Genomic DNA, 24,944 nt, shown 5'->3' on the forward strand with positions numbered 1-24,944 from the left:
ATGGAAAATTTAGACATATTTCTTGGCGTTGGCATGTTTACCCTGGTGGTTCTGGCGTTAGTCGTTATCATTTTAGCGGCTAAATCTAAGCTGGTTGCCTCAGGTGACGTTACCATCGGCATTAATGGTGACCCGAGCAAAGCCATTAAAACCAAAGCCGGCGGCAAACTATTAGGCGCGCTTGCTGATAAAGGTATCTTCTTATCATCAGCTTGTGGCGGCGGTGGTTCATGTGGTCAGTGTCGTGTGCACGTTAAATCAGGTGGCGGTGAAATTCTGCCAACTGAATTAGGCCATATTACCAAAGGTGAAGCGCGTGAAGGCTGCCGTTTGTCATGTCAGGTTAACGTGAAAACTGATATGGAAATTGAAGTTGAAGAGGAAATCTTCGGCATCAAAAAATGGGAATGTACTGTTATCTCTAACGATAACAAAGCAACGTTCATCAAAGAGCTGAAGCTGCAAATCCCTGATGGCGAATCTGTTCCGTTCCGTGCCGGTGGTTATATTCAGATTGAAGCACCTGCACACCATGTGAAGTACAAAGACTTTGATATTCCACAGCAGTTCCGTGGTGACTGGGAGCGTTTTAACTTCTTTAGCCTGGAGTCAAAAGTAGACGAGGAAACTATCCGCGCCTACTCAATGGCAAACTATCCGGAAGAAGAAGGCATTATCATGCTGAACGTGCGTATCGCTACGCCGCCACCAAATAATTTGACGTTGCCTTGCGGTAAGATGTCATCCTTTATCTGGAGCCTGAAAGAAGGCGATAAAGTGACGATTTCCGGCCCGTTTGGTGAGTTCTTCGCTAAGGAAACCGAAGCTGAAATGGTATTTATCGGTGGTGGTGCTGGTATGGCGCCAATGCGGTCACACATTTTTGATCAGCTGCGCCGGTTGAAATCTAAGCGTAAGATCACTTTCTGGTATGGTGCCCGCTCTAAGCGCGAGATGTTCTATGTAGAAGATTTTGACATGTTGGCAGCAGAGAATGACAACTTCGAATGGCACGTTGCTTTGTCTGATCCGCAACCGGAAGACAACTGGAGCGGTTACACAGGTTTTATTCATAACGTAATTTATGAGAACTACCTGAAAAACCATAAAGCACCTGAAGACTGCGAATTCTACATGTGTGGTCCTCCGATGATGAACAAAGCCGTGATCAATATGCTTAAAGATCTTGGCGTTGAAGATGAAAACATCCTGTTAGACGACTTCGGCGGCTAATATTTAATGTGACAACAAAAGGGGCGACCGTAAGGCTGCCCCTTCTGCTATCTGGAACTGCTATGCATACAATTTCTTCCGTTAAACTCTGCTTTATTTGCATCATCATAAGCGTTATCGCAGCGTGCAGCCCGGCTAAGCCAGCTAATGAACAAGTGCAGCTTAACGGCAGCACGATGGGAACCTATTACGTCGTCAAACTATATAGTGGACAGGCTCTGGATACTACCGCACTGCAACAGCAAATTGATACCGAGTTAGAACTGGTCAATGATTTGATGTCAACTTACCGACCGGAGTCTGAGCTAATGCGCTTCAACCGTTTCGACTCTGGCAAGGCATTTCCTTTATCAGAACAGACACGGGTAGTAGTGGCCGAAGCATTGCGTCTTGCTGAGCAAACTGATGGTGTATTAGATGTTACTGTTGGGCCCTTAGTTGAGCTGTGGGGGTTTGGTGCTCATGGCCGTATCGAGCATGCGCCGGAGCAGGCTGATATTGATAACGCACGCTCAGTGGTAGGTTACCAGAAGCTGACGTTAACGGCTGACGGTCTGACTAAATCAGTGCCGCAGTTGGCCGTCGATTTATCGACCATCGCTAAAGGGTATGGGGTAGACAGAGTCGCTGAGATTCTGGAGCATAATGGTATCGATAATTATCTGGTTGAAATCGGCGGTGAGATGCGTATTAAGGGCAGTAAGCCGGACTCACAACCATGGAAGATTGCGATAGAGAAACCAGTTAATGCTGAACGCTCAGTACAGCGCATTTTGCAAACTGGCGATATGGGCGTGGCTACGTCGGGTGATTACCGTAACTACTTTGAAGAAGATGGCATCCGTTATTCACATCTTATCGATCCCCGCAGCGGGCAGCCGATACAACATAAGACTGTGTCTGCGACGGTACTGCATCCTTCGTGCATGACAGCAGATGGTTACGCGACAGCACTAAATGTTATGCCGTCAGAGGAAGCAATTGCTTTTGCAAACCGGTATAATATCGCTGCATTATTGGTAGTGAAAACCGAAGATGGCTTTACTGAACTGGCATCGGACGCATTTAAACCTTTTCTGACCGAGTAAGCGGAGGCAGATATGACCCTATTTTTACTGACTTTTGGCCTGTTTTTGCTGGTAGTTGTAGCAATGGCTTCTGGCTTTCTGCTGCAGCGTAAAACTATTGCAGGCAGCTGCGGTGGCCTTGGCGAAATCGGCATCGAAAAGGCGTGCGATTGCGATAAGCCCTGTGAGAAAAGACAAAAACGCATGGAAAAGGAAAAATTCTGGCAACAGAATAAAATTGTCTGATTGTTCGGTTTTAGTAAAATGAAAGGCTGGCGCATTGCCAGCTTTTTGTTTTTCGGGGAAAGGCTTTTGTTGAATAAATTCTTTTTGCTGACTGAACGCAGTACGACAGTGAAGCGGGAAGTGGTCGCCGGTATTACCACCTTCATGGCGATGTCTTACGTACTGTTTGTTAATCCATCGATGTTGGCTCAGGCTGGAATGGACCACGGTGCGGTGTTTGTCGCCACGTGTCTGGCCGCAGCTCTGGGGTGTCTTGTGATGGGGCTGCTGGCAAATTTGCCGGTTGCGCTGGCGCCGGGTATGGGGCTGAACGCTTTTTTTACTTATGTGATAGTGCTGGAACAAGGGCATAGCTGGCAGACCGCATTGGCAGCTGTCTTCTTCTCCGGCTGCCTGTTTCTGTTGCTGAGTATTTTTAGGATACGTGAGTGGATTATCAACAGCATTCCATTGCCATTAAAGATGGGGATTGCTGCAGGGATTGGTATGTTTCTGGCGCTTATCGCCTTGAAAACTGCCAATATTATTGTCGCCAGTCCGGCAACGCTGGTGAAGCTGGGTGATCTGCACAACCCTCAGGTTCTGGTCGCCGTTGCAGGTTTTTTTGTGATTTTTGCGCTGGCACACCGGGGCTGGCACAGTGCAGTACTTATCAGTATCTTGCTGGTAACTGTGGCTGCTTTGTTGATGGGCGATACAAAATTTGACGGTGTGATATCTGTGCCACCTTCACTGGTGCCGACTTTTATGCAGCTGGATTTTGCCAGCGCGTTACAGCTTAGTATGCTGCCCGTCATTCTCAGCCTGTTATTTCTGGATTTGTTTGATACCTCAGGCACCCTGGTTGCGGTTACTCACAAAGCAGGCCTGATGCAGAAAGACGGAACAGTCCCTGATCTGAGTAAAGCGCTGATAGCCGACAGTTCAGCCAGTATCGCAGGAGCATTGCTGGGAACCTCTACGACGACCAGTTATGTTGAGAGCACGAGTGGCGTTGCAGCGGGTGGACGCACAGGCGTGATGGCTGTCGTTACGGCAGGCCTGTTTCTGGCAGCGCTCTGGTTCGCGCCATTGGCGGCTATGGTGCCCGCCTACGCAACTGCCGGCGCTCTGCTGTATGTTGCCACGCTGATGTTAAGCAGTTTGCAGCACGTAAAATGGGACGATGTTATTCAGGCCGTGCCGGTATCAGTCGTTCTGATCATGATGCCGCTGACATTTTCTATCTCCGATGGCATAGGTATGGGCTTTATTACTTATGCACTGTTATGTTTGCTGACCGGTAAATTGCGGCAAACAACGCTCAGTGTTTGGGTACTGGCGCTGGTATTTCTTAGCAAATTTATCTGGGGATAAGATCTGGGGAGTATTGCTGCTGGTGTTTAAACTAGTACTTGTCGCAGTGATGTATGCTGGTTATGCTGTAGCAGTACATTAACGTGCTAAGCATCGCTCAGCAGACACGTCAGGACAAGGATGAAATTACGTGAGACCCTAGTAGCTTATATGTTGCCGTTGCTGGTGCTGCCGGTAATGGCATTTGGCTATCTGGCGTACCAGTTTAGTAAAGAGTATCTTCAGCAACAGGCCTATTTTCAGGCGGAGAAGGCGTTAACAGCACAGCAATTGCAGTTAAGTGATTTTTTACAGCAGCAGCAAATCCGTCTGGCAATGTTGGCACAAAGCCCCTTGCTACAGCAGTATATTAAGCAGTCCTCTTCAGATACTCTTAGTGGCGTTGAACAACAGTTTAAGCAATTTGTCAGTGCCGATCGCAGAATAGTTTCACTGAAATTGATCAATCTCAACGGTGACTATGAGTTGCAGTTACCAGCCAGAACGGAATATTCCACCTTACCCAACCGGTTTCGTAATGAGTACTTTTCTTCACTGCAAGCGCAGGTCGATAAAGAAGGGTACTTTCTGGCTGAAGACATTGACAGTAAAAAGCTGCAGTTATTCTTTGCCCATAAGCTGTATGGCAGTTCGGTCACGGAGTCCAGACGGTTATGGGGGTATCTGGTGGTGGTGGTAAACCCCGATATTTTTGCCGAAGTTGTCAGCTATCGCCATACGCCTAACAGTGTCACTTTACTTATCAGTAAAGCGGCGACTATTACTTATGCTGATAATCCGGCGCTGATTGGCAGTGCTTTTGCACCGACCAACTTCAGAGCCATACAACGTAGTATCGATGCAGATACCTTTTCATCAGAGCTGTTGCTGGGGCAGCAACGTATGCTGCTTGGCAAGAGTTTGCCGGGAAGTTACCAGCTGTTATATGGCTTAGATGAAAACGAGATATCCCGTCAACAGCGCACGTTATCGCTGGTACTGATTTTGCTGACCGTGATGGTGAGCTTGATTTTGCCTTTGCTGGTGTACTGGTTGCTGATCCGTAACATTTTTGAACCCATCAAGCAGCTGACGGCTGCGAAAACAGCAGTGGGTCGTGGAGACTTATCCACCTTGCTGGAAGTGAAAAAGCAGGATGAACTTGGCGATATGTTTGCCGCGTTTAATGTGATGGTTCGTCAGCTTAGGGTTTATCGCGAGCGTGAACGGGCGTATAAGCAACAATTGGAGGACAAGGTGTTGCGCCGTACGCAGGATTTAGCAAGGGCCAACGACGATCTCGCGGCAGCGAACCAGGAACTTATTCTGGCCCGGGAAGCGGCTGAACAGGCGAACCGGCTCAAGAGTGTGTTTCTGGCCAATATGAGCCATGAAATCCGCACACCACTGACCGCGATTATCGGCTTTTCTGAGCAGGCACAAGGTGAGCGTGATAGCAGTAAACTGCAGGATTATCTGCAGCGTGTACTGAAAAGCGGGGATCATCTGCTGAATCTGATCAATGATATTCTCGACTTATCAAAAATTGAAGCCGAAAAACTGGAGCTGAATTATGAACCGTTCGATTGTCTGGCGCTAATCGAAGATGTGTTTCTACTGACCAGAAGCCAGGCCGAAAGTAAGGGGTTACAGTGCTTACTGAATTTACATTTCCCTTTACCTGCAAAACTGTATAACGATGCACTGCGATTTCGGCAGGTACTATTAAACCTGACCAGCAACTCTGTCAAATTCACACAAAAAGGCAAGATTATTATTGATGTTTCCTTTGACGTGTTAACCAACCAATTGTCCATCAAAGTTAAAGACAGTGGGATCGGCATGACTGCCGATGAGCTCAGCCGTATTTTTCAGCCCTTTGTCCAGGCTGATGCCACAGTAACCCGCAATTTTGGCGGTACAGGGCTTGGCTTATGTATATCGAAAAAGCTGATGCAGCAGATGAACGGTGACATTAGGGTTGAGAGCGTTAAAGGTATTGGCAGCTGTTTTGAGCTGGTGTTTGATTGCAGCTCGGCTCAGACGTTATTGTTGGATAGTTATGTTAAAGAGACGACACCAAGCGGGAAAGATAAACAGCACGCTGTAGCACAGCATCAGCTGCATATTCTGGTCGCTGAAGATAACCCGGATAATCAATTGCTGCTGCAGCTGATGCTGGAGAAAGCTAATGCCAGTGCTGAATTGGTTGATAATGGCCACAAAGCGGTTGAGAGAGCGCTGGCGGAAGACTTTGACCTGATTTTTATGGATATGCAGATGCCGTTAATGGGAGGCGAAGAAGCTACCCGTCTTATCCGCCATGCCGGTATAGATACACCCGTTATTGCGGTAACAGCTAATGTGATGTCTGAAGATTTAGAGCGTTACCGTCGGGCCGGTTGTCAGGGACTTTTACCTAAACCTGTGATACAGGCCGATTTGTTGGCTATATTGACCAAGTATGGCTCAGGTTTAACTTTACAGGCAGATACACTGGCTCAGCAGCTCGCCTCTGATCCACAAATGTTGGCGTTAAAACAGCAATTCACCGCTCAGTTACCACAACTGTTGACTGAATTGGAACAGCATTTTGACGCTTTGCGCTGGCGAGATCTCGCTTATGCAGCACACAGTCTTAAAGGTAGTGCAGGCAGCATGGGATACCCTGAACTGACTGAATTGGCGGGTAAGCTGGAGCGCAGTGCCAACAAGCAGTTGCGTGGCGAATCTGAAATATTACTCGGTGCTATGGCGCAGATCATCAGCCGGCATGTGCCTGCAGCTCAATGATTCTGACGTGCTAAGGAGATAGAATGACCGCACAGCAGCAGTTACTGCAGATCCTGCAGCATAAAATCCAACACGATGAATTGGTACTACCAACACTGCCGGATATAGCACTGAAGGTCAGACAACGGTCTGCTGATCCAAACGTCAGCTTAATTGAAATGGCCGATATTATTGCCCAGGACCCGGCACTGGCAGCCAGGATGATTAAAGTTGCCAACAGTGCTTTTATGGGGCGGTCTATCAAAGTCAATACACTGAATCAGGCCGTCACACGCATTGGTCTTAGCCAGATCCGTAATATAGCTGTGGCAATGGCGCTGGAGCAGGTATTTGTATCAAAACACAAACAAGTGCAGCAGCAATTGGATATGTTGTGGCAAAGCAGCATAGATGTGGCCTGTATTGCAGCGGCATGCCTGGCCTATTACAACGGACGGGTTGCAAGAACGGGGTTAAATAAAGATGTGCTGACATTAATGGCACTGGTGCACAATATTGGCGCTTTGCCCCTTATTACCGAAGCTGAGCGGCAGCAAGACTTATTAGGCGATTCGCGCTTCTTATTATTTGTAGCTACCCGTTTGGCAACAGATGTCAGTGTCAGAATTCTATATGCCTGGAGTTTTGATGAGCCTTTTCATCAGGTTGCACTGAACTGGCAGAAGCTGCAGCCTGAAAAGCCAGGCCCGGGTTACACAGATTTTATCAGACTGGCCGTCATAGCCCGGGATGGATACAGTGACAAGGATTTACAGCAGCGTTTGTTGGCCTACTATGTGAATTTGCAATTGGTGCCGCAGGCGGACTTTATGCAACATCCTGACATACAAACGGTATATCAGGATGTCCGGGCAATGTTCAGTTAAACTGCTGCTTTACTCTGCAGCGCCAACCTGTTGGCTGATACTGAGTAAGGCCTGGTTTAGCGCAGATGCCATCAGCATTAAATCGGCATCAAGGCGGGCGGTTAAATCTTCCCAGCCGAGTTCATCATTCTGGCCGGTAAGTACATCATGAAACTTAATGCGTTTAATAGCGCCATCGTCAGTTATAGCCAGAGAAATGGCGTCAGCCTGTTCCAGGCTTATGCTGGTAACCAGTTTATCCTGTAAATGGCTTTGCACTTCATCAGCACTTAACAAATGGTTGCTGAACTTGACTTTAGCGCCTTCGTCATCCGGCGCTTTTAGCTCAGCATCACTACCAAGCACAAACCCTTGTGGCAGCGCTTGATTCTGCAGCCATAACTGCAGGTGTGTATTGAGTTTATGGTTGTCCAGCCAGGGCAGGGCTGGCAAAGAGCCGAGCGCTTTGCGCAGCAACGCCAAGACGTCTTCAGCTTTAGAAGCACTGCCGCTGTTAATGACCAGCCACTGATTTTCTGGATCGTAGTAACCCTGTGTCAGAGTGGAACGGCTGAAGGCGCGGGGAAGTAAACTCAGCTGCAGTTCTTCCTTCAGGCTTTGTTTCTCTTTACGGCTCAGCGGGCGGCCCTTTTCCTGCTCCATTGCCTCCAGTTTCGGCTGCATTTCTTCGTTAATCACGGCAGCAGGCAATATTTTTTCCTGTCGTTTCAGCGCGAAAAACAACAAATGCTGACAAGCATGGCAATACTGTTTAATGCTGACATGCAGTGGAAAGCTAAAACCGCTTCTGACCGCTTCCTGTGCAGTGAGCGGGGTGAATTTGAATTCTGTCAGCGCCTGCTCCCAAACGGCGGGATCTGTGCTTAACGGCGCGCTGAGTTTGTAAACCCGGATATTTTTAAACCACATAATTTAACCTACACAAAAAAACTCGGCAGGCAGTATAACGTGGTTTAGCTCTGGATTTTCAGGTTTTTTGGAAAGCAAATATGGTAATGCAGGCCCTTACCGGGTTCGCTGCTTACCTGAATGCTGCCGCCTAACGTCTGGCGCACCAGGTTATAGGTAATGTGCGTACCCAGGCCGCTGCCACCCTGATCACGTTTGGTGGTGAAGAAAGGATGAAACAGTTTCTCCAGCTGATCCGGGCTTAAGCCTTTACCATTGTCGCTGTATTTAATGTCAACATTATCGTCTTCATCTAACACGGTAATGCGCACCAAACCATCTTCCATGTCTTCAAAACCATGAATTAAGGAATTCATCAGCAAATTGGTAAAAATCTGTGAGATAGCACCGGCAGGGCAACTTAGCACGATATTGTCCGGGCAATTAACTTCAATCTGGTGGTGAGTCTTTTTAAAGTTAGGTTGCAATGAACGGATAACTTCATGCAGGTAATCCGCCAGATTAATAGTACGCACGGCTTCACTGGTCTGATCCACTGCTATTTGTTTAAAGCTGGCGATCAGCTCAGAAGCCCGTATGAGGTTAGATTGCAGCAGCTCCGTGCCCTGGCTTGCTTCTTCGATAAAGTGCTCCAGCATTTTAGGTGTCAGAGTTTTGTCTGCGTAGGCTACTGACAATGCTTGTAATTTTTCAGCCAGAAAACTGGTTGCTGTTACGCCAATACCAACCGGGGTGTTCACTTCATGGGTTATGCCGGCAACCAGACCGCCCAGGGCCGCCATTTTTTCCGATTGCACTAAGCGATCCTGCGCTTGTTTTAAATCGTCGACAATTTTTTCCAACTCAGTCTGCTTGCCACGCAGCGCACCTTCTGTATGACGGCGACGTTCAATTTCTTCACGTAAGCTCTGTTGTTTAACTTCAAGCTCTTGTTTTTGCTGCTGCAGATCCATCATTGCCTGGCTTAAACCTGATGTTTTGCGCGCAACCTCCTGCTCCAGCATCAGATTTTGTTGATCCAGTTTTTCATTCGATAGTAGTAGCTGCTTTTGTGTCGTCTCAAGCTGATTTTTATAATCCTGTACCCGGCCAATCAGCCGGTTAAAAGCGTCGGCCATTACGCTCAGCTCAGAGGTGTCATCGTGCTGAATTTCCACTTTGGCGCCATCCAGCTGATCCAGCTCTAAATCTTCAATCTGTTGCGTCAGTTCGGTCAGGGGTAATGTCAGCTGTTTGCGAAATGCCATTAAAAACAAAATGATCAAAAAGGTGGTTTTGAGCATCGCGTTACCGACCAAAAAGTATATGCCCACCTTTATCCGGTCTATAACTACCGCCCGGCTTGAAAACAGCGTGACATCGCCTACCTGGGTGGCCCGGCCTGAAAATTCGAAAATAAGCGGAAAGGTGTAACCAAAAATGCCTGATTGTTGCTCAGTCAGCCTTACACCTTCACGTACCAGCTGTGTGCTGAATCTTTCCTGGATATTGATATAACGGCCAAGCTGCGTAATGACGGCACCGCTGTCATCGCGAACGATAATGCCTTCTATCGCGGGAATGGCCAGCAGGCCATCAGCGATAATCATTGCCTGTTGGGTGTTAAGCTCCCATATGGCACGGGTCAGGCTGCCGGAAAACGTCTGCTGCAGTGTTTCAAGTTCGCCGTTGATATGATCTTTAGTATTAAAGTACTCAGCAACAATTTGCCCCAGAGTAACCACAAATGTCAGAATGAAGTAGACCGACAATACTTTGGTTAATAGCTTACGGGATAAGCTTTTATGCTGCATGAAGGTACCTTGTGGCGAATTAAAATTGCTTTTATGGCTCTACGATAACCAATAACCGGCTGTTTGCAAATAGCCCATGTTGATCTGGGCTATTTATAGCGCAGATATTGCTTTATAGTGGCGTAATGTATATATTTTTTGACCAGATATTGCCAAGAACCACTATAACAAACAGGCAGCAGACATGGCTTTAAACGCGTTAATATGTGATGACTCTTTACTCGCCCGTAACCAATTAAAGAAGTCCCTTCCCGCAGAGTTCGATGCCAATATTGTGACAGCCAGCAATGGTGTTGAAGCATTGGACACGTTACGCTCACAGGAAATAGGGCTGGTGTTTCTCGACTTAACGATGCCGGAACTGGACGGTATCGGTGTGCTGGAAGCGATCAAAGCAGACGCTATGGATTGTTTGGTGATAGTCGTGTCAGCGGATATTCAGCCCGAAATGCAAAAAAGAGTAATGGAGCTGGGGGCGCTGGCGTTTATCCAGAAACCTGCCAGTGCAGCCAAGTTAGCCGATGTGATGCATAAGTACGGTTTAATATGACAGATTTCCAATTTAGCGAAGAGCAGCGCGACTGCCTGCAAGAGTTGGTTAATGTTGCTATGGGGTTAGCCAGTGACAAGCTGGCGCGCTACCTGAATACGCTGGTGCATTTGCAGGTGCCTGCTATTAAACTGGTGAAGACGGAGCAGCTACCTGAGCATTTTGCCGACCGGCATCAGCAGCAAAGTGTCACCATGATTAGTCTGGGCTTTTTTGGCGATCAGGGGCTGCGTGGTGAAACCATCATGCTGTATCAGCTGGAGAATGTAGGGGTAATCGCTAAGTTGCTGGGCTATAGCGACGATGACAGCTCAGAAGCTGAAATGCTAACGGATATCAGCTCAGTTTTAACGACGACGTTTCTTAATGGTTTGGCAGAACAGCTCGATAATAGTTTCTCCTACGCGGCGCCACGTATTTTATCCAGCCGGGACAAGCACTTTGCGGAAAAACTTGCCTCTACAGCAGAGCAATGGCAGCTGGCGCTACAGGTTGATATCCGTTATCAGCTGACCGACTATAGCTTTAATTGCGACATGATTTTACTGATCCCAGGTGAAGCAGTACTGCGACTGCGTTTAATACTGGATCAAATTCTGGCTAGCTTCTGATGCAGTTAGACTGGTTATTGCAACCGTTACTCGCCCAATTGAATACCGGAGTGCTGGTGCTTAATGACCAGCACCAGATAGTGTTTTTTAATCAATTTATTGCCCGACGGGCGGACAAGCGGCTTGAGCATACCCAGGGTCAATTGGTATACGATGTGTTTGATGATTTGCCCCGAGCCTGGTTACACCGTAAATTAGATGGCGTGTTGTCATTACAGGCTCCGGCATTTAGTAGCTGGGAACAACGGCAATATATTTTGAAATTGCCGCACTTACGCCCGCTTAGCAGTGACAGCCTCTATATGGCGCAGAACTGCACTATGCTGCCGCTTACCGCGCCGGATGGCGTTTCACATTATGTCTGCATGCTGATTGAAGACGCAACAGATGCTTATGTATATCAGCTTCAGTTGCAGCAAAGCATGGCGCAATTGGAACAGGCCAATCGTACTGATGGCTTAACCGGTGTCTATAACCGCCGTTACTGGCAGCAACAGCTGGGCTATGAAGTCGCAAGGGCTGTTCGTTATCAGCATTCTTTAGCGTTGTTACTGTTTGATCTTGATAAATTTAAGCAGCTGAATGATCAATACGGTCACCAGGGAGGTGATGCGGTGTTGGTTGAGCTCTCTGCCATTATAGGTGCTTTACTGCGCGACACTGACTTACTTGGCCGTTACGGCGGAGAAGAATTTGGTGTGGTATTGCCAGAAACAGATTTGCAGGGGGCCGTTCTGGTGGCAAACCGCATTTGTAAAGCGGTGGCAGAACATCAGCTGCTTTTTAATGGCCAAACCCTCAGCGTAACGGTAAGCATAGGTGTCAGCAGCTTTAAAGGTCAGACAGCTGACGAACTTATTCAGCAAGCTGACATGGCGTTGTACAACGCCAAACGGCAGGGGCGTAACAGAGTTATAGCCTGGCAGGAGCCTGCTGAAGTTTATCTGAAACAGGTAAAATAGCCGGTTGCAAGAATTAGCCATTGACAGACGTCTAAAAGTCTGTGCATAGTGAAAGCCATGAAAATAAAAACGACTGTACTCACCACCATTATTATTACCACCACCCCTTCGGGGTAGGAGGTCGGCGGTGTGTTGTCTTTAAAAAAGACCCGTGACCTCAAATGTCACGGGTCTTTTTTTTGGCTTCGGCATACGGAGCTATTGTTGCTTAACCAGGTAGTACGATAACGGACAATAACAATTAATTATGCGCAAGGAGTTTAAAATGAGAGTGCTCAAGTTTGGTGGATCGTCGCTGGCGTCAGTTCAGCGTTTTGCCGAGGTTGCAAAAATTGTCCAGCAACTGACTACTACGGATCGTATATGTCTGGTGTTATCTGCACCGCAAGGTGTCACCAATACCCTGGTTGAGTTGACAGATTTAGCCTATCTTGGTTCTGATTTCAGGCCTGTACTGCAGCAGCTTAAGCAACGTTATCAGCAGTTAGCTGATGATGCGGCGGCGGCCTTTCCCACAGCAACATTAGAGCAGGCGCAACAAATTGCGCTACAGCAGTTAGCGCAGCTGGACGCTCAGCTAACCGGTATTTCACTGCTGAAACACTGCCCGGATCATATTAAAGCGCAGATCCTTGGGCTTGGAGAGCAGTTTAGCGTGGCACTGATGACATCGATGCTAAACGCCAGTCAGGTACAAACAGTGGCGTTAGATGCTGTCTCGTTGGTTAAAAGTAGTGGTGACTATTTAAATGCCACTGCCGATGTTGCTGCCTCTGAGGTGACACTGTCTCAGGCCATCGCAGCCCAGAATGCGCAGGTATATGTTATTGCGGGTTTTGTTTCCAGTAATGCCCAGGGCGAAACCTGCCTGTTGGGGCGCAATGGTTCTGATTATTCCGGCGCGGTAGTGGCAGCCAGTATCCGTGCTGAGGCTTGCGAGATCTGGACTGACGTTGATGGTGTTTACAGTGCAGATCCGCGGCAGGTTAAGAATGCTAAATTGATTGACCGTTTATCTTATGATGAAGCGATGGAGCTGTCATATTTTGGTGCCAAGGTACTGCACCCTAAAACCATAGGCCCGCTGGCCCGGTACAATATTCCCTGTTATATCAAAAATACTCTTAATCCATCGGCTCCGGGTACTTGTATTGATAACGCCGGCGAAGGTGATGCCCTGGTTAAAGGTATTTCCAGCTTAGAGCATCTGGCGCTGATAACGGTATCCGGCCCCGGGTTAAAGGGGGTGGTAGGTATGGCTAGCCGGGTGTTTGCCTCTATGGCGCGCTCGCAAATATCAGTCAGTCTGATTACCCAATCCTCTTCAGAGTTCAGTATCAGTTTTTGTGTGCCGCAACTGCACCTGAGCGCTGCTAAAAAAGCACTGCAGCAGGAGTTTGAGCTTGAGCTGCAAACCGGCTTGCTGCGGCCGCTGAATATTTTATCTGACATGGCTATTGTAAGCCTGGTCGGCGATGGTATGCGTCAACACCGGGGTGTGGCGGCGAAGTTTTTTGCTTCTCTGGCGCAGGCCAGAGTTAACGTGGTGGCAATAGCGCAGGACAGCAGTGAACGATCTATTTCGGCGGTGGTGGAGCAGGCAGCCTGCAAAAATGCGGTGAAGGTGTGTCATGAGAACTTTTTCAGCCATATCCCGAGCATTGATGTGTTTCTGGTTGGCTGTGGCGTAGTCGGTAGCGAATTACTCGCACAAATTCAGCGTCAGCAGGCGTTTTTACACAGCCGACAGGTAAAAGTCACGGTTTATGGTATCGCCAATAGCAAGGCGTTGCTGCTGAATAACGATGGCATTGATCTGCAGCACTGGCAGCAGCAGTTGCAAGGTGTGAATCAGCCGTTTTCGTTAACTGCATTGAGCCAGTTTGCTCAGCAGCAGCATCTGACTAATCCGGTACTGATCGATTGCACCAGTTCAGAGCAGATTGCAGCCCAATACGCCGATTTTCTGACGGCAGGTTTTCATGTGGTCACCCCTAATAAGAAAGCCAATACCGCGTCGCTGGCGTATTATCAGCAGCTTAGGCATGTTGCGCAGCAGCACCGGCGCAGATTTTTATATGAAACAACCGTCGGTGCAGGCTTGCCGGTCATTGACACTTTGCAGGGCTTGCTGAATGCCGGCGATGAACTGGTGGCTTTTGAAGGTATTTTGTCCGGTTCATTGTCATATATTTTCGGTGAGCTGGAAGCGGGTGTGTCGTTGTCAGAGGTTACCCGCAAAGCAAAAGCTATGGGCTTTACAGAGCCAGACCCGCGTGATGACTTATCCGGTATGGATGTTGCCCGTAAGCTGCTGATATTAGCCCGGGAAGCAGGTATGAAGCTGGAACTCAGTGATGTTGAGGTTGAGTCTGTTTTACCCTCAGGCTTTGCCCAAAGTGCGCCTATAGATGATTTTATGACGCAGTTGCCACAATTAGACAGTGCTTTTGCTAAGCGCTTAGCGCAAGCCGCGGCAGAAGGCAAAGTGCTCAGGTACATTGGTGAGATTGTTGAGGGGAAATGTAAAGTTGCGATAAAAGCCTTAGACGCATCTCATCCGCTGGCGAAAGTGAAAGACGGTGAAAACGCGCTTGCGATCCATAGCCGTTATTATCAGCCAATACCCTTCGTATTACGTGGTTACGGCGCCGGTGCGGCAGTGACATCTGCCGGTGTGTTCAGTGATGTCATGCGCACGCTTGGCTGGCAGCAGCAGGTGTAATCATTATGCAAATTACATCTGAACTAGCGCCGGGCGCTTATCTGAAACGTTATTACGCGCCGGCTTCTACCGGCAACTTCTCCGTTGGTTTTGATTTGCTCGGGGCAGCATTTGAACCCGTTAGTGGCGAGCTGTTTGGCGACGTACTGGATATTGTGGCAGAGCAAGCTGATATGCACCTGATGATAGTGGGGCGCTATGTACATCAGTTACCCGCTGAGCCGAACGACAACCTGGTGCTGAGCTGTTTTGATGCCTTTGAACGCAAAGTTGGCCGTACCTTGCCCAAGCTGGCGTTGCGGCTACACAAAAACCTGCCGGTAGGCAGTGGTTTAGGCTCCAGTGCCTGTTCCATCGTTGTGGCGTGCTACGCCTTTAATGATTATTTTGGCAACCCCTTATCTGAGGCCGAGTTGTTGCAACTGATGGCAGAAGCTGAAGGTGGCGTTAGTGGCAGTGTGCATTATGACAACGTGGCACCTTCTTATTTCGGCGGTTTACAGCTGATGTTGCCGCAAAGCCCGCAAATCTGCCGCAGTCTGCCATGGTTTAAACAGTGGCGTGTTGTGCTAAGTTATCCGGGGACAGTGTTATCAACCAAGGCTGCCCGTGCCGTACTACCACAGCAACTAAGCCTGGGTCAGAGTATTGCCTTTGCTGGTATGCTAAGCCGCTTCGTCAGTGCTTTGTACGTAAAAGATGAAGCCGACGCTGTGGCGGCACTGCAGGATTTGGTCGCAGAACCCGCACGCACGCCACTATTGCCTGAACTACCCGGATTAAGAGCCGCCCTTGCCGAAAAGGGGATTTTGCACCTTGGGATCTCCGGCGCCGGGCCGACACTGTTTGCTTTATGTAGTAATGATGAACAGGCACAGCTTGCTGCTGATTATTTATCGCGGCATTATGAAAAGAATCAGGATGCGACAACGCAAATTTGTCGCTTGTCACAAGGCGGCGCCAGAGCGCTGTAGGATGAAGACATGCAGTTAAGCAATATTAAAGTACCTGCCGAACAGGTCAGTTTTTTACAGGCAGTACGCCAGGGACTGGGGCAGCAGCAAGGTCTGTTTTTCCCGACCAGCTGGCCGAAGCTGGACATTGAAACCCTATTGGCGATGCCAATGGTTGAGCGCAGTGCCGCTATTTTGACGGCTTTGATAGGTGACGAATTAAGCGCAGGCGAAGTAACAGAGATGGTAGCAAAGGCTTTTACCTTTGCTGCGCCGCTGGCGCCGGTTACCGATGATATCAGTTGCCTTGAACTGTTTCACGGCCCAACCCTGGCGTTTAAAGATTTTGGCGGTCGCTTTATGGCGCAGGCCTTGGCCAAAGCGCAAGGAGGCAGAAAAACAACGATCGTGACTGCAACCTCAGGTGATACCGGCGCTGCTGTTGCCCATGCTTTTTATAAGCAGCCAGGGGTACAGGTAGTGATTTTATTTCCAAAAGGTAAAATCAGCCCGTTGCAGGAGAAACTGTTTACTACGCTTGGCGAAAATATTACTACGCTGGCGGTGGCAGGAGACTTTGATCAGTGTCAGGCGCTGGTTAAGCAGGTATTTGACCATAAAGCCTTAGTGGAGAAGCTCAGCATTAACTCTGCTAACTCTATTAATATCAGCCGGTTATTTGCACAAATTTGTTATTACTTTGAAGCTTTTGCCCAGGTACCAGCCGAAAAACGCAGTCAGGTGGTTATTGCAGTGCCAAGCGGTAATTTCGGTAATCTTACAGCCGGGTTAATTGCCAAAGCACTTGGTCTGCCAATCAAACGTATGGTCGCGGCGACCAATGCGAATGATACTGTTCCGCGCTACTGGCGCTCGGGGCAATGGCAACCTAAACCGACAGTGGCAACCTTGTCCAATGCGATGGATGTTGCAGCACCGAATAACTGGCCAAGGGTAGAGGCGTTGCTGGCGCAAGGAATGATTGCGCGCAGTGATATCGAAACGTTAATGGTTGATGAAGACGATACGGTGCTTGGTGTGCGATTGCTGTCACAGCTGGGTTATCTGAGTGAGCCACACGCGGCCGTTGCTTATAAAGCGCTAAAGCGCAGCTTGCAGGATGGTGAATATGGTATTTTTCTCGGTACTGCACACCCTGCCAAATTTAAAGAGCAGGTAGAAAATATCCTGGGTACACCTTTAGCCCTGCCAGAAGCTTTGGCCCGCTGCGCTGCTGAGCAGGGATTGAGCATTGATATTCCAGCGGATTTTGCTGTATTGCAGCAAGAGTTGCTGAAGCTGGAGCCTCGCTGATGTCGTGGCAACAGTTACTGGGTGAGGAAAAGCGTCAGCCTTATTTTGTTGATACGCTAAACCAGATTGAGCAGGCCAGGCAAGCCGGCCAGGTTATTTATCCGCCACAAAACGATGTATTCAACGCCTTTAAGCTGACAGAACTGGATAACCTGAAAGTGGTGCTGCTGGGGCAGGATCCTTACCATGGGCCGAATCAGGCCCATGGTCTGGCATTTTCTGTTCGCCGTGGCGTGCGCGTACCGCCATCACTGCAGAATATGTATAAAGAGCTGGCGCTGGAGTATCCCGAGTTTGTGATCCCAGCCCATGGCTGTCTGGAGGATTGGGCAAAGCAGGGCGTGTTACTGCTCAATACCGTATTAACGGTCGTGGCGACCCAGGCAAATTCACACCGGCATTTAGGCTGGGAGCAATTCACAGACAAAGTGATAGCGCAGATCAGCGCGCACTGTCAGGGGATAGTGTTTTTGTTATGGGGCTCGCATGCGCAGAAAAAAGGCCGCTTTATTGATAGGCAACGACACTATGTGCTGGAAGCACCGCATCCGTCACCGCTGTCTGCACATCGCGGTTTTCTGGGCTGTGGCCACTTTAAACAGGCCAATGAGCTGCTGGTTAAGCAGGGCAAAGCCCCGATTAACTGGCAACTTTAAGCTATAGCCGAAAACGACAACGCCCGCTTATCACAGCGGGCGTTGTTCTATAATTCGATATCGGCCAGTTCCGGTTCAATAGTCCAGTCGATGTCGCTGAGCTCTTTTTTCAAGCGCTGCCGCTCTTTCAACTGTTCTATTTCGCGCCATTTACGTTTTACCGCACGGGGTTTAGCGGCAGGACGTTCCAACATATTCAGTAAGTCTTCGAAGCTTTCCATAGTTTGGCCTCTCTGATAGTTGTTGTTGTTATTTTCAACAAATGATTTACCACACTTTGCCTGAAAATAAAACAACTAAGTGACCATACGATGACAAAACTGCTTTTACTGAATTATTTTTGTTGTGAAAATACCTTAATCAGTGCCTGCGTAGAGCTATCGAGTTTCTCAGCTGAACCGCCTGACAATGCCTGATATATCGGCCCGGATAACTGCTTACCCAACTCTACGCCCCATTGGTCAAAAGAGTTAATATTCCACAGCACGCCCTGGCAGAATACTTTGTGCTCGTATAGAGCAATTAAGGCGCCGAGATAATACGGCGAAAGTTCCGGTAACAGCAGGGTATTGCTGGGTTTATTGCCCGGAGAAACTTTATGTGGTGCCAATGCAGCTGCTTCAGCATCGCTCATGCCAGCAGTCTTGCATTCGGCCGTGGCCTCATCAAGGGTTTTGCCTTGCATCAATGCCTGAGTCTGGGCAAAGCAGTGTGCGGCTAACCGCTGGTGTTGGTCTGTTAGCTTGTGGGCGGGTTTAACCGGCAGAATAAAGTCAGCTGGTACGGCCAGCGCGCTTTGATGTAATAACTGATGGTAGGCATGCTGGCCATTTGTGCCGGCATCACCCCAAATCACCGGTGCAGTGGCATCCGTTAATGCCTGGCCCTGAACATCAACACTTTTACCGTTGGATTCCATATCCAGCTGCTGTACATAAGAGGGCAGTAAGCGCAAATAATGACTGTAGGGCAACAGTGCCTGCGCCTGACAACCAAAACCGTTGATATACCATATACCGAGCAGAGCCAGAATTACTGGCAGATTATCGCTAAAAGGCGTGTCAGTAAAATGGGTATCCATGGCTTCAGCACCTTTTAACAGCTCTGCAAAGTGCGTATTGCCTATCATCAGCGCGACCGGAAAACCAATAGCAGACCATAATGAGTAACGGCCTCCCACCCAGTCCCACATCGGCAAAATATTTTGTTCAACAATACCGAAGTCAGCGGCGGCACTGATGTTTGATGATGTGGCCCAGAAATGCCGCGCGATCGCCGCGCTATCAGCACCCTGATCTTTAAACCACTGCCGGATCGCCAGTGCATTTTGCTTGGTTTCCTCAGTGCCAAAAGATTTGGACGCCACGAAAACTAAGGTAGTGGCAGGGTCCAGCGTTTTGATAATGTCTGATACCACAGCGCCATCGATATTGCCGGCAAAATGCAAACGAACCGGACTGCAGTGATAAGGTGTTAATGCTTCAACTGCCATCTGCGGCCCCAGCAGTGAGCCGCCTATGCCTACCCATATCAGGTCGGTAATGGCTTTGCCGGTATAGCCGCGATACTCTCCGTTATGCAGCTGGCTGACCAGCGCTGTCATTCTGCTGCGGCATTCATTAATTGCATCACCAATATTTTCGCCATCCAGCATCAGCCCGGAGACGTCTGTTTTTCGCAACATCATATGCCAGACACTGCGCTGCTCGGTGTTATTAATTTTGTCGCCGCTTAGCATGGCACTAAGCACAGATTTTATCTGGCTTTGTTCTGCCAGCTGCTGCAGTGCCTGCCAGCTGTGATGATTGATCAGGTTTTTTGAGTAGTCGAGCCTGATGCCACAGGCTTGAGCTGCGTAGCGCTCTGCCCGCATCGGATCGTCAGCAAAGGCCTGACGTAACGAGCCTTGTTGTGCAGCCAGTGCTTTAAATCCAGACCATGGCGAAACGGACATACTCTAATCCCCTGTAATGTTGTAAGTTAAAGTGCTTGTTGAATAACCTGCTCCAGCTTACGCTGATCGATTGCAAATTTGCGGATCCCTTCTGATAGCTTTTCGGTTGCCATAGCATCTTCGTTCAAGGCCCAGCGGAATTCGCTTTCGGTAAGTGCTGCCGGCGCTGTTGTTGTCGCACCATCGTCACGTAAATGTACCGTTAGTTCACCCTGCTGCTGACTTAGCTCGGCCAATAATGCCGGACTGATCGTTAAGCGATCGCAACCTGCCAATGCCAGTACTTCACCGGTGTTACGGAAGCTGGCACCCATAACCACGGTTTTATAACCATGCTGTTTGTAAAACTGGTAGATGTCACGCACTGACAATACACCTGGGTCAGTTTCGGCAGTGTAGTCTTTGCCTGTGTTGGCTTTATACCAATCGAGAATGCGGCCGACAAAAGGTGAAATCAGGTACGCACCGGCTTCGGCACAGGCTCTGGCTTGCGCCATATGGAATAATAACGTCAGGTTACATTGAATGCCTTGCTGCTCCAGCACGCGGGCGGCCTGAATACCTTCCCAGGTAGAAGCTATTTTGATTAGGATACGATCGGTGCCAACGCCGTTTTCTTTATATAAGGCGATAAGCTGCAACGCTTTGTTAACTGTGGCTTCTGTATCAAATGATAAGCGGGCATCGACCTCTGTTGATACACGCCCAGGTACCAGTTTGGCGATGGCGGTACCAATGTCGACAGCAAATTTGTCAGAAGCTAGGCTCAGCTGCGCTGCGTTGTCACTGGTCTTGCTTTTCGCGTAAGCGATAGCATTGCTCAAAATCGGTTTGGCAAACTCCAATTGGCTGGCATTTAACAGCAAACTGGGGTTAGTGGTTGCATCTACCGGGCGGAACTGCTCGATGGCGGTCAGGTCTCCGCTGTCCACAACGACTGTGGTCACGGCTTTCAGTTGGCTAAGTAAGTCGCTCATATTGTTTTATTACCGTATTTTTGATCACATTCTAGTGATTCACTGTTTAATAAGCAATTAATGTAGGAATATTACAACAGCTTGCAGGGCTTAACAGAACTATAACCCTGATAGCCTTGTATACATAAAGTAAGTTACTATAACGCTTGTTGTGCCGGACATGTCCGGCGTTATGTCATTAATGTAAATTAGCACAGGATCTCGATGATCTTTCAAGCCAGCTTTTATAAAAGCAAAAAACTTCTGCTAATCGAAGACTGTGAGCCAGTGCGAGCTTCTATTAAGGGTATGCTGCAGCAAATTGGTTTCGACAATATTACCACGGTTGCAGATGCCGCGCAGGCTATGCCAATGGCGAGTAAAGACAGCTTTGATTTTATTCTGGCTGACTTTGACCTTGGTAGTGGCAAAGATGCATTACAGTTTTTTGCTGATCTGAGTCAGCAAGCGGTTTTACGCGTAGGGTGTTGTTTTATTCTGATGAGTGCAGAGCCAAGACGTATGCCTGTTCTTGGTTTACTGCAAGGCGCGCCTGATGCGTTTATTCTCAAACCCTTTTCATATGTTGAGCTGGAAAAGCGTCTGGCTAAAGCCTGGAACAACCGGGTAAAACTGCGCAAGGCGTATCAGGCTGTGCAGCAGCAGGATTATAAAACAGCGCAGTTAGAGCTTGACCCGGTCATTAACGCTGTTAATTCCTCATCATTACCGGCCTTACGCCTGATGGCCGAAGTGTTAATGGCTGATCACAGCTATAGCGCTGCACTTAAACTGTATGAGCAGGTTACGCAGCAGCGTGATTTCAGCTGGGCACTGCTGGGGCAGGCCGTGGCACTACTGCAACTGCAGGAATACCCGGCTGCTGAATCCCGCCTGATGTCATTAATTGAGCAGGATGATACCCGGCCTGAAGCGCTGGAATGGCTGTGTTGTTTGTATTTGCGCCAGGGCAAAACTGAGCTGGCAGCAAAGCAGTTAGCTGAGCTGATGAAGTTAAACAATGTCAGTGTACAGGCACATAAAGCGAATGGTTGCATAATGCTGCTGCAAGGCCAGCAGGAAGAAAGCGCCAAGTATTGGCAAAAGCAGATCCAGCAATACCGGTTTTCAGCCTTTGACCAGGCTGATTATTATTTCATTCTGACCCGATTGCAGTCAGAGCAGGCCCAAAGGGCCGCAAGGCCAGAGTTTGCTGCCAGGTTAAAAAAAGCGGTTGATACACTGGCTTTGATGCCGCAAAAACTCGTTAATGACACTACTGAAGCTGAACTGACGGTTTTGCGTGCCAGGCTAAGTTTGCTACAGGGTAATATCGCACAGGGACGGCAACAATTTATGCAATTGGTTGCTGATTATACTCCGGTAGATCCCGAATCGATTGTTGATAACGCCAGACTGGCATTTGCACTTGGCGAGATGAAGCAGGCTGACGCATTTCTTGCAATGTTAAAAGATTTTATTCCGGCTAAAGCCGATTTAACCGGAGAGTGCCAGCGTTTAACCGCGCAATATCTGTTGCAGCAAGAACAGCAACTGCGGGGCCAAATCAGACAGTGGAATCAGGCTGGCATGGAGCAGGCACAAGCGGGAAATCCTGAGCAGGCGTTAACATTGCTGCGCCAGGCTTTTGTATTTATGCCCTGTAATGCTGCGCTGGTGCTGAATCTGCTACAAACCCTTACGCAACTGCCAGCTGACAAAGCATTAAAACCTCTGGCGAAATCAGCTATGGCAGCGCTGGAGTTCAGCACCAAGTCGGCAGCTAACCAGCAGCGGCTGGCGCAGTTACTGCCGCAATTACCTGAGTTGTATCTCGATTAATTTTTCATACCAGAACGGACGTTTTTTATGTTGTTGTTAGTATCGCCCGCTAAAGATCTCGATTTTCAGCCTTTGGCAAAGCCGGTAAACGTTACTCAACCTGCTATGCTGGCGCAGAGTCAGCAACTGGCTGATATTTGCAAAGGTTTAACCCCGGCTGACTTATCTTCGCTAATGCACATCAGTGATAAGCTGGCAGGCTTAAACGCAGCGCGTTTTGCACAGTGGCAGCTGCCTTTTACCGAACAAAACGCTAAAGCTGCATTATTCGCTTTTAATGGCGATGTGTATCAGGGGCTGGATGCGGTCAGCTTAACTGACGATGATATTGCTTATGCCCAGCAACACTTGCGCATTTTAAGTGGCTTGTATGGCGTATTGCGCCCACTTGATTTGATGCAACCTTACCGGCTGGAAATGGGCACCAAGCTGGCGAACCCACATGGCAAAGATTTATATGCTTTCTGGCAGAGCAGTATTACTGAGCAACTAAACCGGCAGCTTAGCGCACTACAAACCGATGTTGTCATCAATCTGGCGTCACAGGAGTATTTCAAGGCAGTCAAACCTAAGCTGCTGCAAGGCCGGCTGATATCGCCGGTGTTTAAAGACTTTAAAAACGGTCAGTATAAAATTATCAGTTTTTTTGCGAAAAAAGCCCGCGGCCTGATGGCGCGCTATATCATTGAGCAGCGTCTTACCACAGCCGAACAATTAAAAGGCTTTGATTTAGCTGGGTATCAATATAGTGCGGAACAATCATCTGCCGATGAACCGGTATTTTTGCGCCACAACACTGAATAAGCACTGCGCCAGCGCTGGCTTTTTTGTTACAATGCCGCTCTTTGCCGGTAACGGCGTGCCAGTGGTGTTGTAACAAATGAAATTTCCCGGCCTGCGTAAAATTAAACATTATTTTCCGGTATCTCAGCCAAAACCGCAGTTACCCAGCTTTGAAGTGCGGCCAGAGCTGGACACCTATATTGTCGGCCTGGATCAAACTATTGTTGATGTCGTGGCTAATGTCAGTGACGAATTTCTGGTTAAATATGACATCCGTAAAGGCTTATCTAACCTGGTCGAACACGGCAAAGCTAATTTGATCTATCAGGAGCTGGTCGCACAGCAGGCCATTTCTGATCATTTTGCCGGCGGCACTATTGGTAACACCATTCACAACTACTCGGTGCTGGCTGACGATAAATCAGTATTACTTGGTGTGATGTCAGCCAATATCGCGCTTGGCTCGCCAGCGTACCACTATGTTTGCCACACCAGTTCTAAAGTGGATATGAACCATCTGCAAGGTGTGTCCGGTGATATTGGCCGGGGTATTACCATGATCACCCCCGATGGCGAGCGCACCTTTGTTATTGACCCCAGTGATATGGATGAGCTGAGCCAGGAATATATCCCAACCGACATTATTGCTGGGGCGGCTGCTTTTGTTGTCAGTGCCTATCCGCTGCGGGCACAGGGTAAGCCTATTCAGCCCGCGATGCTAAAAGCGTTGCAGGATGCCAAACAGCACAATGTCCCGGTAGTCATGAGTCTGGGTACGCGACATCTGGTAGAAGAGAACCGTGAGCAGATCCTCAGCACAATCAAAAATTATGTCAACGTGCTGGCGATGAATGAGCTGGAAGCCGAAGCTTTAACCGGTTTTGCCGATCCGCTAAAAGCGGCCGAGGCCATCCTGGATCATACTGACATGGTATTGATCACCGCCGGGCCGGAAGGTTTGTATTTATGCGGCCACACGGATGACAGCGTCAAACGCGAAAGCAGTAATCCGATAAAGTCTGCCAGCTTGGCCGATTTTAACCAGTATGAATTTAGCCGCCCCATGCTACGCGCGAACTGCGAACAGCCGCTGAAGGTATATTCGCATATCGACCCCTACCTCGGCGGCCCCGAGCGGATTAAAAACACTAATGGCGCCGGCGATGGGGCGCTGTCGGCAATATTGCACGATATGGCCGCTAACCACTTTCATAAACAGGTTCAGCCGTTATCTGGCAAGCATGAGCAGCCTTATCTGGCGTATTCCTCATTCGCCCAGATTTGTAAATACGCTAACCGGGTCAGCTACGAAATTCTGGTGCAGAACGCGCCCCGGTTATCCAAAGGCTTGCCAGAGCGCGAGGACAGCCTGGAAGAAGCGTACTGGGAGCGCTGA

The 24,944-nt window shown here is 48.8% G+C and carries 21 protein-coding genes; 16 read left to right on the plus strand and 5 right to left on the minus strand.

The window, feature by feature from the left end; genetic code table 11:
• The 6 genes from nqrF (at position 1) to AC5SV9_RS15130 (ending at position 7,540) form a co-directional block, all read left to right on the plus strand.
• Positions 1-1,233, plus strand: a complete 1,233-nt coding sequence (gene nqrF / locus AC5SV9_RS15105) for an NADH:ubiquinone reductase (Na(+)-transporting) subunit F (RefSeq protein ID WP_134051806.1) — start codon at positions 1-3, stop codon at positions 1,231-1,233.
• 62 nt (positions 1,234-1,295) lie between these two features.
• Positions 1,296-2,321 carry an FAD:protein FMN transferase gene (locus AC5SV9_RS15110; protein ID WP_475150952.1) on the plus strand — a complete coding sequence of 342 codons (1,026 nt, stop codon included), beginning with the start codon at positions 1,296-1,298 and terminating at the stop codon, positions 2,319-2,321.
• Positions 2,322-2,333: 12 nt separating this feature from the next.
• Positions 2,334-2,546 (plus strand): (Na+)-NQR maturation NqrM, encoded by a 213-nt coding sequence (gene nqrM / locus AC5SV9_RS15115; protein ID WP_134051802.1) that lies wholly within the window; start codon positions 2,334-2,336, stop codon positions 2,544-2,546.
• 66 nt (positions 2,547-2,612) lie between these two features.
• Positions 2,613-3,902 (plus strand): NCS2 family permease, encoded by a 1,290-nt coding sequence (locus tag AC5SV9_RS15120; protein ID WP_475150948.1) that lies wholly within the window; start codon positions 2,613-2,615, stop codon positions 3,900-3,902.
• Positions 3,903-4,022: 120 nt separating this feature from the next.
• Positions 4,023-6,674: a hybrid sensor histidine kinase/response regulator gene (locus tag AC5SV9_RS15125; RefSeq protein WP_475150946.1), complete on the plus strand. Its 2,652-nt coding sequence runs from the start codon at positions 4,023-4,025 to the stop codon at positions 6,672-6,674.
• Positions 6,675-6,697: 23 nt separating this feature from the next.
• On the plus strand, positions 6,698-7,540 hold the full coding sequence (locus AC5SV9_RS15130) for an HDOD domain-containing protein (RefSeq protein ID WP_475150944.1): 843 nt from the start codon (positions 6,698-6,700) through the stop codon (positions 7,538-7,540).
• 9 nt (positions 7,541-7,549) lie between these two features.
• Here the strand turns inward: AC5SV9_RS15130 and AC5SV9_RS15135 are convergent, their stop codons facing one another.
• Both AC5SV9_RS15135 and AC5SV9_RS15140 read right to left on the minus strand, forming a co-directional pair.
• Positions 7,550-8,449 carry a recombination-associated protein RdgC gene (locus AC5SV9_RS15135; protein ID WP_475150942.1) on the minus strand — a complete coding sequence of 300 codons (900 nt, stop codon included), beginning with the start codon at positions 8,447-8,449 and terminating at the stop codon, positions 7,550-7,552.
• Positions 8,450-8,493: 44 nt separating this feature from the next.
• A complete protein-coding gene (locus AC5SV9_RS15140; RefSeq protein WP_134051786.1) occupies positions 8,494-10,242 on the minus strand; it encodes a sensor histidine kinase in 1,749 nt (582 codons plus the stop codon).
• 184 nt (positions 10,243-10,426) lie between these two features.
• Between AC5SV9_RS15140 and AC5SV9_RS15145 the strand changes: the two genes are divergently transcribed.
• The 7 genes from AC5SV9_RS15145 (at position 10,427) to ung (ending at position 18,013) form a co-directional block, all read left to right on the plus strand.
• Entirely contained in the window at positions 10,427-10,792 is a 366-nt protein-coding gene (locus AC5SV9_RS15145) for a response regulator (RefSeq protein ID WP_475150940.1), read from the plus strand.
• A complete protein-coding gene (locus tag AC5SV9_RS15150) occupies positions 10,789-11,403 on the plus strand; it encodes a chemotaxis protein (protein WP_134051779.1) in 615 nt (204 codons plus the stop codon). The genes AC5SV9_RS15145 and AC5SV9_RS15150 overlap by 4 nt, the downstream gene beginning before the upstream one ends.
• A complete protein-coding gene (locus AC5SV9_RS15155) occupies positions 11,403-12,365 on the plus strand; it encodes a GGDEF domain-containing protein (RefSeq protein ID WP_475150936.1) in 963 nt (320 codons plus the stop codon). The genes AC5SV9_RS15150 and AC5SV9_RS15155 overlap by 1 nt, the downstream gene beginning before the upstream one ends.
• Positions 12,366-12,630: 265 nt before the next feature.
• A complete protein-coding gene (gene thrA, locus AC5SV9_RS15160; RefSeq protein WP_475150934.1) occupies positions 12,631-15,090 on the plus strand; it encodes a bifunctional aspartate kinase/homoserine dehydrogenase I in 2,460 nt (819 codons plus the stop codon).
• A 5-nt stretch (positions 15,091-15,095) separates the two neighbouring features.
• Positions 15,096-16,064 carry a homoserine kinase gene (gene thrB, locus AC5SV9_RS15165; protein WP_475150932.1) on the plus strand — a complete coding sequence of 323 codons (969 nt, stop codon included), beginning with the start codon at positions 15,096-15,098 and terminating at the stop codon, positions 16,062-16,064.
• A gap of 9 nt (positions 16,065-16,073) precedes the next feature.
• Positions 16,074-17,357 carry a threonine synthase gene (thrC, locus tag AC5SV9_RS15170; protein WP_475150930.1) on the plus strand — a complete coding sequence of 428 codons (1,284 nt, stop codon included), beginning with the start codon at positions 16,074-16,076 and terminating at the stop codon, positions 17,355-17,357.
• Positions 17,357-18,013, plus strand: coding sequence for a uracil-DNA glycosylase (gene ung, locus AC5SV9_RS15175; RefSeq protein WP_475150928.1), 657 nt, complete (start codon positions 17,357-17,359; stop codon positions 18,011-18,013). The genes thrC and ung overlap by 1 nt, the downstream gene beginning before the upstream one ends.
• A 47-nt stretch (positions 18,014-18,060) precedes the next feature.
• On the opposite strand, the gene AC5SV9_RS15180 is transcribed toward ung, so the two are convergent.
• The 3 genes from AC5SV9_RS15180 to tal all read right to left on the minus strand — a co-directional run bounded on the left by AC5SV9_RS15180 (position 18,061) and on the right by tal (position 20,944).
• Positions 18,061-18,234 carry a DUF3545 family protein gene (locus AC5SV9_RS15180; protein ID WP_134051760.1) on the minus strand — a complete coding sequence of 58 codons (174 nt, stop codon included), beginning with the start codon at positions 18,232-18,234 and terminating at the stop codon, positions 18,061-18,063.
• Between the two features lie 113 nt (positions 18,235-18,347).
• Complete coding sequence (pgi, locus tag AC5SV9_RS15185; RefSeq protein ID WP_475150926.1) at positions 18,348-19,967, minus strand: glucose-6-phosphate isomerase; 1,620 nt, start codon at positions 19,965-19,967, stop codon at positions 18,348-18,350.
• A gap of 26 nt (positions 19,968-19,993) precedes the next feature.
• Positions 19,994-20,944 (minus strand): transaldolase, encoded by a 951-nt coding sequence (gene tal, locus AC5SV9_RS15190; protein WP_475150923.1) that lies wholly within the window; start codon positions 20,942-20,944, stop codon positions 19,994-19,996.
• A gap of 204 nt (positions 20,945-21,148) precedes the next feature.
• Here tal and AC5SV9_RS15195 point away from each other — a divergent pair, with 204 nt between their 5' ends.
• From AC5SV9_RS15195 to AC5SV9_RS15205, 3 genes are all read left to right on the plus strand, one after another.
• A complete protein-coding gene (locus AC5SV9_RS15195; RefSeq protein WP_475150921.1) occupies positions 21,149-22,765 on the plus strand; it encodes a response regulator in 1,617 nt (538 codons plus the stop codon).
• A gap of 27 nt (positions 22,766-22,792) precedes the next feature.
• Positions 22,793-23,569, plus strand: a complete 777-nt coding sequence (gene yaaA / locus AC5SV9_RS15200) for a peroxide stress protein YaaA (protein ID WP_475150919.1) — start codon at positions 22,793-22,795, stop codon at positions 23,567-23,569.
• A gap of 76 nt (positions 23,570-23,645) precedes the next feature.
• Positions 23,646-24,944, plus strand: a complete 1,299-nt coding sequence (locus AC5SV9_RS15205; protein WP_475150917.1) for an inosine/guanosine kinase — start codon at positions 23,646-23,648, stop codon at positions 24,942-24,944.

The sequence above is a fragment of the Rheinheimera sp. ATLC3 genome, assembly GCF_059429535.1.

What these genes read in the sequence shown, in the direction of transcription:
- AC5SV9_RS15150 (WP_134051779.1), top strand. Translation starts at nt 10,789, where the DNA reads ATGACAGATTTCCAATTTAGCGAAGAGCAGCGCGACTGCCTGCAAGAG.
- AC5SV9_RS15125 (WP_475150946.1), top strand. Translation starts at nt 4,023, where the DNA reads ATGAAATTACGTGAGACCCTAGTAGCTTATATGTTGCCGTTGCTGGTG.
- nqrF (WP_134051806.1), top strand. Translation starts at nt 1, where the DNA reads ATGGAAAATTTAGACATATTTCTTGGCGTTGGCATGTTTACCCTGGTG.
- thrB (WP_475150932.1), top strand. Translation starts at nt 15,096, where the DNA reads ATGCAAATTACATCTGAACTAGCGCCGGGCGCTTATCTGAAACGTTAT.
- AC5SV9_RS15180 (WP_134051760.1), bottom strand. Translation starts at nt 18,234, where the DNA reads ATGGAAAGCTTCGAAGACTTACTGAATATGTTGGAACGTCCTGCCGCT.
- ung (WP_475150928.1), top strand. Translation starts at nt 17,357, where the DNA reads ATGTCGTGGCAACAGTTACTGGGTGAGGAAAAGCGTCAGCCTTATTTT.
- AC5SV9_RS15130 (WP_475150944.1), top strand. Translation starts at nt 6,698, where the DNA reads ATGACCGCACAGCAGCAGTTACTGCAGATCCTGCAGCATAAAATCCAA.
- nqrM (WP_134051802.1), top strand. Translation starts at nt 2,334, where the DNA reads ATGACCCTATTTTTACTGACTTTTGGCCTGTTTTTGCTGGTAGTTGTA.
- AC5SV9_RS15205 (WP_475150917.1), top strand. Translation starts at nt 23,646, where the DNA reads ATGAAATTTCCCGGCCTGCGTAAAATTAAACATTATTTTCCGGTATCT.
- AC5SV9_RS15140 (WP_134051786.1), bottom strand. Translation starts at nt 10,242, where the DNA reads ATGCAGCATAAAAGCTTATCCCGTAAGCTATTAACCAAAGTATTGTCG.
- thrA (WP_475150934.1), top strand. Translation starts at nt 12,631, where the DNA reads ATGAGAGTGCTCAAGTTTGGTGGATCGTCGCTGGCGTCAGTTCAGCGT.
- AC5SV9_RS15155 (WP_475150936.1), top strand. Translation starts at nt 11,403, where the DNA reads ATGCAGTTAGACTGGTTATTGCAACCGTTACTCGCCCAATTGAATACC.
- AC5SV9_RS15110 (WP_475150952.1), top strand. Translation starts at nt 1,296, where the DNA reads ATGCATACAATTTCTTCCGTTAAACTCTGCTTTATTTGCATCATCATA.
- tal (WP_475150923.1), bottom strand. Translation starts at nt 20,944, where the DNA reads ATGAGCGACTTACTTAGCCAACTGAAAGCCGTGACCACAGTCGTTGTG.
- pgi (WP_475150926.1), bottom strand. Translation starts at nt 19,967, where the DNA reads ATGTCCGTTTCGCCATGGTCTGGATTTAAAGCACTGGCTGCACAACAA.
- yaaA (WP_475150919.1), top strand. Translation starts at nt 22,793, where the DNA reads ATGTTGTTGTTAGTATCGCCCGCTAAAGATCTCGATTTTCAGCCTTTG.
- thrC (WP_475150930.1), top strand. Translation starts at nt 16,074, where the DNA reads ATGCAGTTAAGCAATATTAAAGTACCTGCCGAACAGGTCAGTTTTTTA.
- AC5SV9_RS15195 (WP_475150921.1), top strand. Translation starts at nt 21,149, where the DNA reads ATGATCTTTCAAGCCAGCTTTTATAAAAGCAAAAAACTTCTGCTAATC.
- AC5SV9_RS15135 (WP_475150942.1), bottom strand. Translation starts at nt 8,449, where the DNA reads ATGTGGTTTAAAAATATCCGGGTTTACAAACTCAGCGCGCCGTTAAGC.
- AC5SV9_RS15145 (WP_475150940.1), top strand. Translation starts at nt 10,427, where the DNA reads ATGGCTTTAAACGCGTTAATATGTGATGACTCTTTACTCGCCCGTAAC.